The 5,306-nt window shown below is 69.4% G+C and carries 6 protein-coding genes; 4 read left to right on the top strand and 2 right to left on the bottom strand.

Translation table 11 applies throughout. The annotated features are described in order from the left end of the window. Together AX681_RS22490 and pbpC are read left to right on the top strand one after the other, a co-directional pair. Nucleotides 1–470 (top strand): hypothetical protein (locus AX681_RS22490; RefSeq protein ID WP_197424284.1); only part of this gene is annotated, 470 nt, incomplete at its 5' end. Nucleotides 471–704: 234 nt separating this feature from the next. Next, nucleotides 705–2,801: a penicillin-binding protein 1C gene (gene pbpC, locus AX681_RS11580; protein WP_197421863.1), complete on the top strand. Its 2,097-nt coding sequence runs from the start codon at nucleotides 705–707 to the stop codon at nucleotides 2,799–2,801. A 108-nt stretch (nucleotides 2,802–2,909) separates the two neighbouring features. Here the strand turns inward: pbpC and AX681_RS11575 are convergent, their stop codons facing one another. Together AX681_RS11575 and AX681_RS11570 are read right to left on the bottom strand one after the other, a co-directional pair. Further along, a complete protein-coding gene (locus AX681_RS11575) occupies nucleotides 2,910–3,425 on the bottom strand; it encodes an RcnB family protein (RefSeq protein ID WP_066658854.1) in 516 nt (171 codons plus the stop codon). Between the two features lie 103 nt (nucleotides 3,426–3,528). Next, nucleotides 3,529–4,002, bottom strand: coding sequence for an outer membrane protein assembly factor BamE (locus tag AX681_RS11570; protein WP_197421862.1), 474 nt, complete (start codon nucleotides 4,000–4,002; stop codon nucleotides 3,529–3,531). A gap of 111 nt (nucleotides 4,003–4,113) precedes the next feature. Here AX681_RS11570 and AX681_RS11565 point away from each other — a divergent pair, with 111 nt between their 5' ends. Together AX681_RS11565 and AX681_RS11560 are read left to right on the top strand one after the other, a co-directional pair. Further along, nucleotides 4,114–4,635 (top strand): ubiquinol-cytochrome C chaperone family protein, encoded by a 522-nt coding sequence (locus tag AX681_RS11565; protein ID WP_197421861.1) that lies wholly within the window; start codon nucleotides 4,114–4,116, stop codon nucleotides 4,633–4,635. Continuing rightward, entirely contained in the window at nucleotides 4,632–5,150 is a 519-nt protein-coding gene (locus tag AX681_RS11560; RefSeq protein WP_066658845.1) for a YceD family protein, read from the top strand. Before AX681_RS11565 ends, AX681_RS11560 begins: the two co-directional genes overlap by 4 nt. Nucleotides 5,151–5,306: the final 156 nt, after the last annotated feature.

The raw sequence follows: 5,306 nt of genomic DNA, 5'->3' as shown, positions 1-5,306 counted from the left end.
CGTGGGCGAGCGTGCAGGTCAAGGCGGCGGTGCCGCTGACCCAGCCGCTCAACGCCGGCTACAAGCTGACCCGCACGGTCGAGGTGGTGCAGGCCAAGACCAAGGGCGTGCTGACCCGCGGCGACGTGCTCAAGGTGACGCTGACGGTCGAGGCGAGTGCGGATCGCAGCTGGGTGGTGATCAGCGATCCGGTGCCGGCGGGCGCGACGGTAATCGGGTCGCTGGGCGGGCAATCGCAGATGCTGGCCGAGGGCACGGGCGCTGGCGGAACCAGCTATGTCGAGCGCGGGCGCGATGCGTGGCGCGGCTACTTCGCATGGATGCCGCGCGGCACGCACAGCGTGAGCTATGCGATGCGGCTCAATGCGGCGGGCCGGTTGCAGCTGCCGCCGAGCCGGGTCGAGGCGATGTATTCGCCCGAAATCCGCGCGGCGGTGCCGAACCAGCCGATGGTGGTGGCGCAGCGGTGAGGTGAGTGGGCCCGGTGTGATGCGTAAGCCGACATCCAGTCGTCACCCCGGCCCTGTGCCGGGGTCCACGTCGCCGCACGTCCGGTGCTCCAGCCTTTTGCTTCGCGCTCGCCTCGCGGTGGACCCCGGCACAAGGCCGGGGTGACGAGGGTGGAGAAGCTCTGGCACTGGCTTCAGCGCCTGTGGACCCGCGCCGAAGCCGTCACGCACCGCGCATGGTGGAGCGGGCCGCGCATTGCGGTTGCGGCGATCCTGACACTCGCCGGGGTGCATGTCGCGGTGGACTGGGCGACGCTGCCGCCGCCCTTGCCGTCACATCGCACGACGGTGGCGGAGTGGAAGCCGTCCGAGGCGTGGCTGTACGACCGCGAGGGGCGGTTGCTCGACAGCTCGCGGGTCGATTTTCAGGCGCGGCGGCTGGCGTGGACGCCGCTCGACAAGATCGCGCCCGAGGCGGTCGAGGCGATTGCCAATGCCGAGGATCGCCGGTTTCGCGACCATGACGGCGTCGATTGGTGGGCGGTCGCCGGGTCGATCCGCGACCGGTTGGAGGGCAAGCGCGCGCGCGGGGCGTCGACGCTGTCGATGCAGGTCGCGGCCTATCTGGCGCCCGATCTGGACGCGCCGGGATCGCGCGGGTTCATCGACAAGCTGCGCCAGATGCGCGCCGGGGCGGCGCTGGAGCGCGGGTGGAGCAAGGACGAGATCCTTGAGGCCTATCTCAACCTGGCCGGGTTTCGGGGTGAGGCGCAGGGGATTGGCGCGGCGGCATTGGGGCTGTTCGGCAAGACGCCCGATGCGCTCACTCGCGACGATGGACTGCTGCTCGCGGCGTTGCTGCCCGATCCGGCGGCGGGCGCGGATGCGGTGGCGCGGCGGGCGTGTGCGCTGTCGCGGGAGCAGGACTGCAGCCGCTTTGCCGGAGCGGCGGCGTCGATGCTGGGGCCGGCGCGCAGCCTGGCGCTCGATCCCGGCCTCGCGATGCATCTGGCGAACCGGATGCTGACCCAGCCGGGGTTGCGGGTGAAGACGACCATCGACCTCGACGTCCAGCGCGTCGCGATCCGCGCGCTGCGCCGGCAGCTGGTCGGGCTGGGTGGGACGCGCGCACGCGACGGGGCGGTGATCGTTGCGGACAATGCGACCGGCGAGATTCTGGCCTGGGTCGGCGGGATCGGGGGCGCATCGACCGCGCCGTCGGTCGATGGGGCGGCGAGCTATCGTCAGGCGGGTTCGACGCTGAAGCCCTTCCTCTACGCGCAGGCGATCGAGAAGGGGTATCTGACCCCAGCCTCGATTCTCGACGACAGTCCGGTGCAGCTTGACACCGCGTCGGGCCTGTATGTGCCGCAGAATTACGACCGTGCGTTCAAGGGGCCGGTGAGCGCGCGATCGGCGCTGGCCGGGTCGCTCAACGTTCCGGCGGTGCGGACACTGATCCTGACCGGGGTGGAGGCGTTTCGCGACCGGCTGTGGGACAGCGGCTATCGCGGGCTGACCGAAAGCGGCAATTATTACGGATTCAGCCTGGCGCTGGGGTCGGCGGAGGTGACTCTGGTGGAGCAGGTTGCCGCCTATCGCAGCCTGGCGCGGGGCGGGCGCTGGTCGCCGCTGCGGGTCGAGGCGGATGCCAAGGCGGAAGCGGATCGGGTAACGACGACCCCGCAGGCGGCGTGGCTGGTGGCGGACATGCTCGCCGATCCGGCGGCGCGGGCGTCGACCTTTGGCATGGATTCGGCACTGCGCCTGCCTTTCTGGGCGGCGGTGAAGACGGGGACGTCGAAGGCGATGCGCGACAATTGGTGCATCGGCTTTTCCGATCGCTACACGGTCGGCGTGTGGGTCGGGAATCTGGAGGGGGATCCGATGCGCGCCGTTTCGGGGACGAGCGGCGCGGCACCGGTGTGGCGCGACGTGATGATGGCACTGCACGCTAGCCAGCCCGGGCGCGCGCCCGAGCGGCCCAAGGGAATCGAGGAGCGGCAGGTCAGCTTCGGCGGCAATATCGAGCAGCCGCGCCGCGAATATTTCCTGACCGGGACCGGAATGACGCAGGTTGCGGCGGCACCCGCGGTGGCGCGGCGGCCGCGGATCGTCAGCCCGGTGGCGGGCAGCGTCTATGCGCTCGATCCCGATATCCCGATCGAGCGGCAACGCATGGCGATCAGCGTGTCAGGGGAAGTGATCGGCCACCGGCTGCTGCTCGACGGGCGCGATCTGGGCAGCGCCGATGCACGGCCGTTGGTGCTCGCAGGCCCGGGGCGGCATCAGTTGCGGCTGGTGGCTCCGGGCGGGCGCGTGGTCGATCAGGTGCTGTTTACCGTCCGCTGAACCAAAGCGGACTCGGCGCGTTATCGCAGCTGGTCCTACCCTTTCGGGACCGCAACATAGTAAAGGCCGCGCCGACAGCGTATCCGTCGGCGCGGCCATTTTCATGTTTTACCAGAAGAAGTTGCGATAGACCCGCACCACGACGCCGCGACGGGTGTCGACGAGCAGCACGTCGTCATAGTGACGCACCCAGCGCTGGTAGCGGCCGGCCGGGGGCAGGCGGTAGCGCCACGGATCGCTGATGTAATAGCGGCTGCCATAATAGGTCGGGGCGATGCGAACGCCGGTGCGGAAGCCCTGATAGCGGAACGGCGCGCGCCAGCTGCCACGGGCATAGATGCCGCGATTGCGCTCACGCCAGCCGCGCCAGTCGTCATTGCCCCAGCGGCGGTTGCGATCCCGCACCGCATCGCGATACTCGCGGCGTTCTTCGCGCACATCGCGCTGCTCGCGGCGAACATCGCGGCGGTCGCCATAGCGGCGGGCGTCGCGCAGCTCCCGCTGCTCTTCCCTCAGGTCCTGGCGCTCGCGGCGCACTTCGCGCTGCGACTGGGCGCTGGCGGCGGGCACCATGACCGGCATGGCGACAGCGGCGATCAGCGCGGTTGCGATGAATTTCCTCATTTCGTCCTCCTTCGACTCGGCCCATTGGTTGGGCATGAGGAGAAAGTAGGACTCGCGGACTGAACGGCGCGGGAACGCGTGATTCAGCGGAGCGAAAGGGAAGTTACGGGCCTTCGCCGGGTCCGCCGCCGGTGCCGGGCGCGCCGACCGTGCCGATATTGCCGAACAGATCCTCGAAGAAGCCGCGCTTGCGACCCAGCGTCGGGGTCTTTTCGCCCGACGGATCGATCGAGGCGATCTGTTCCGCGCCGGTGCGGGTCACCTCGGTGACGTTGCCGGCCGCGTCGAAGCGGATGCGCAGCGTCGTCTGCTGCTTTGCGCTGGGATTGTTGAACGCGAAATTGCGGGTTTCGCGCCCGATATAATACCACTCGCCTTCGTTGAACTGGCTGGTCAGCGTCGGCTTGCCGAGCGTCTGGAGCACCGATTCGCGATTGTCCACGCCGGGCTGGACCGAGTTGACCAGGTCGGCATCGACCACATAGCCCTGATACCCGCGCAGCGGCTTCACACAGGCACTGGTGCCGAGCAGAATCGTGCCGCACAGCGCGACGGTCAGGATACGGGCGGACTTCATCAAACTCACTCTCCCCAGACGGGCACGGCCGCGCATTGCATCGCGCGCCGTTCCCCTCAATATGCGGGGCGGCTCCGGCAAACAAGCGCCGAGAGACATTGGAGTACAACGATGCGATTGTGGGACAGGCTGACCGGGCGCAAGCCGGAGAACCCGGCGGCTGCGCTGTACCAGGCGGTGGTGGCGCGCGGGCGCGAACCGCATTGGTATGAGGCGGGCGCGGTGCCCGATACGGTCAATGGCCGCTTCGACATGATCGCCAGCGTGCTCGCCATGGTGATGCTGCGGATCGAGCATGACGCCGAGGCGGCGGAGACGACCGCGCGCCTGACCGAATGTTTCGTCGAGGACATGGACGGGCAGCTGCGCCAGATCGGGATCGGCGACGTCGTGGTCGGCAAGGGGATCGGCAAGATGATGGCGCTGCTCGGCGGGCGGATCGGGGCGTATCGCGATGCGCTGGCGGACGGGGCCGCGCCAGCGGCGTTTGCCGAGGCGTTGCTGCGCAACCTGTATCGTGGCGAGCATCCGGGCGATGCGGCGCTGGCGCATTCGGCGGCGGGGCTGCGCGCGCTCTACGCTGGCCTGGCGGGCGTGTCGCACGATGCGCTGCTGACGGGGCGGCTGGCATGATCGCGCCGGAGTTTTCGCGGCCGCAGCGGCTGGATGCGATCGGCAAGGGGGAGCATCGCGTCGAGATTTCCGCCGATGCGGGCGAGCGCGCGGCGCTGGCCAGGCGGTTCGGGCTGATCGCGATCGACCGGCTCGACGCAGTGATCACCGTGCAGCGCGACGCGACTGGCGTGTTGGCGCGTGGAAATCTGCAGGGCGCGGTGGTGCAGGCGTGCAGCGTCACCGGCGACCCGGTTCCAGCGCAGGTAGATGAGGCGTTTGCGATCCGCTTCCTGCCAGAGGGGACGGTCGAGGGCGACGAGATCGAACTGTCGGACGAGGAGTGCGACACGGTCTTCTATTCCGGCGGCGCGATCGATCTGGGCGAGGCGGCGGCGGAGACGCTGGCGCTGGCGCTCGACCCGTTTCCGCGCAGTCCGGGTGCGGACGATGCGCTGCGCAAAGCTGGCGTGTTGGGCGAGGATGAGACCGGGCCGTTCGCCGCGCTGGCGAAGCTCAAACAGCCGAAAGACTGACTACGCGCTCAACAGGGCGGCGGGCAGGTGGGACACGGCGTCTTGGCTTCGTCGCGCTGCGTCGATGCGCCCGCAGTTGGGGCGGATGGCGCGGCGGCGGGGCGCGGCAGCTTCGCACGCGCAGTGCAGGCGGCGTCGGGTGCCCCTGAGCCCGTT

The organism is Sphingomonas sp. CCH9-E2, from assembly GCF_001557215.1.
Lineage (GTDB): Bacteria > Pseudomonadota > Alphaproteobacteria > Sphingomonadales > Sphingomonadaceae > Sphingomonas.
Note: the sequence above shows the minus strand (reverse complement) of the source record. Positions and strands in the feature narration are given on the sequence as shown.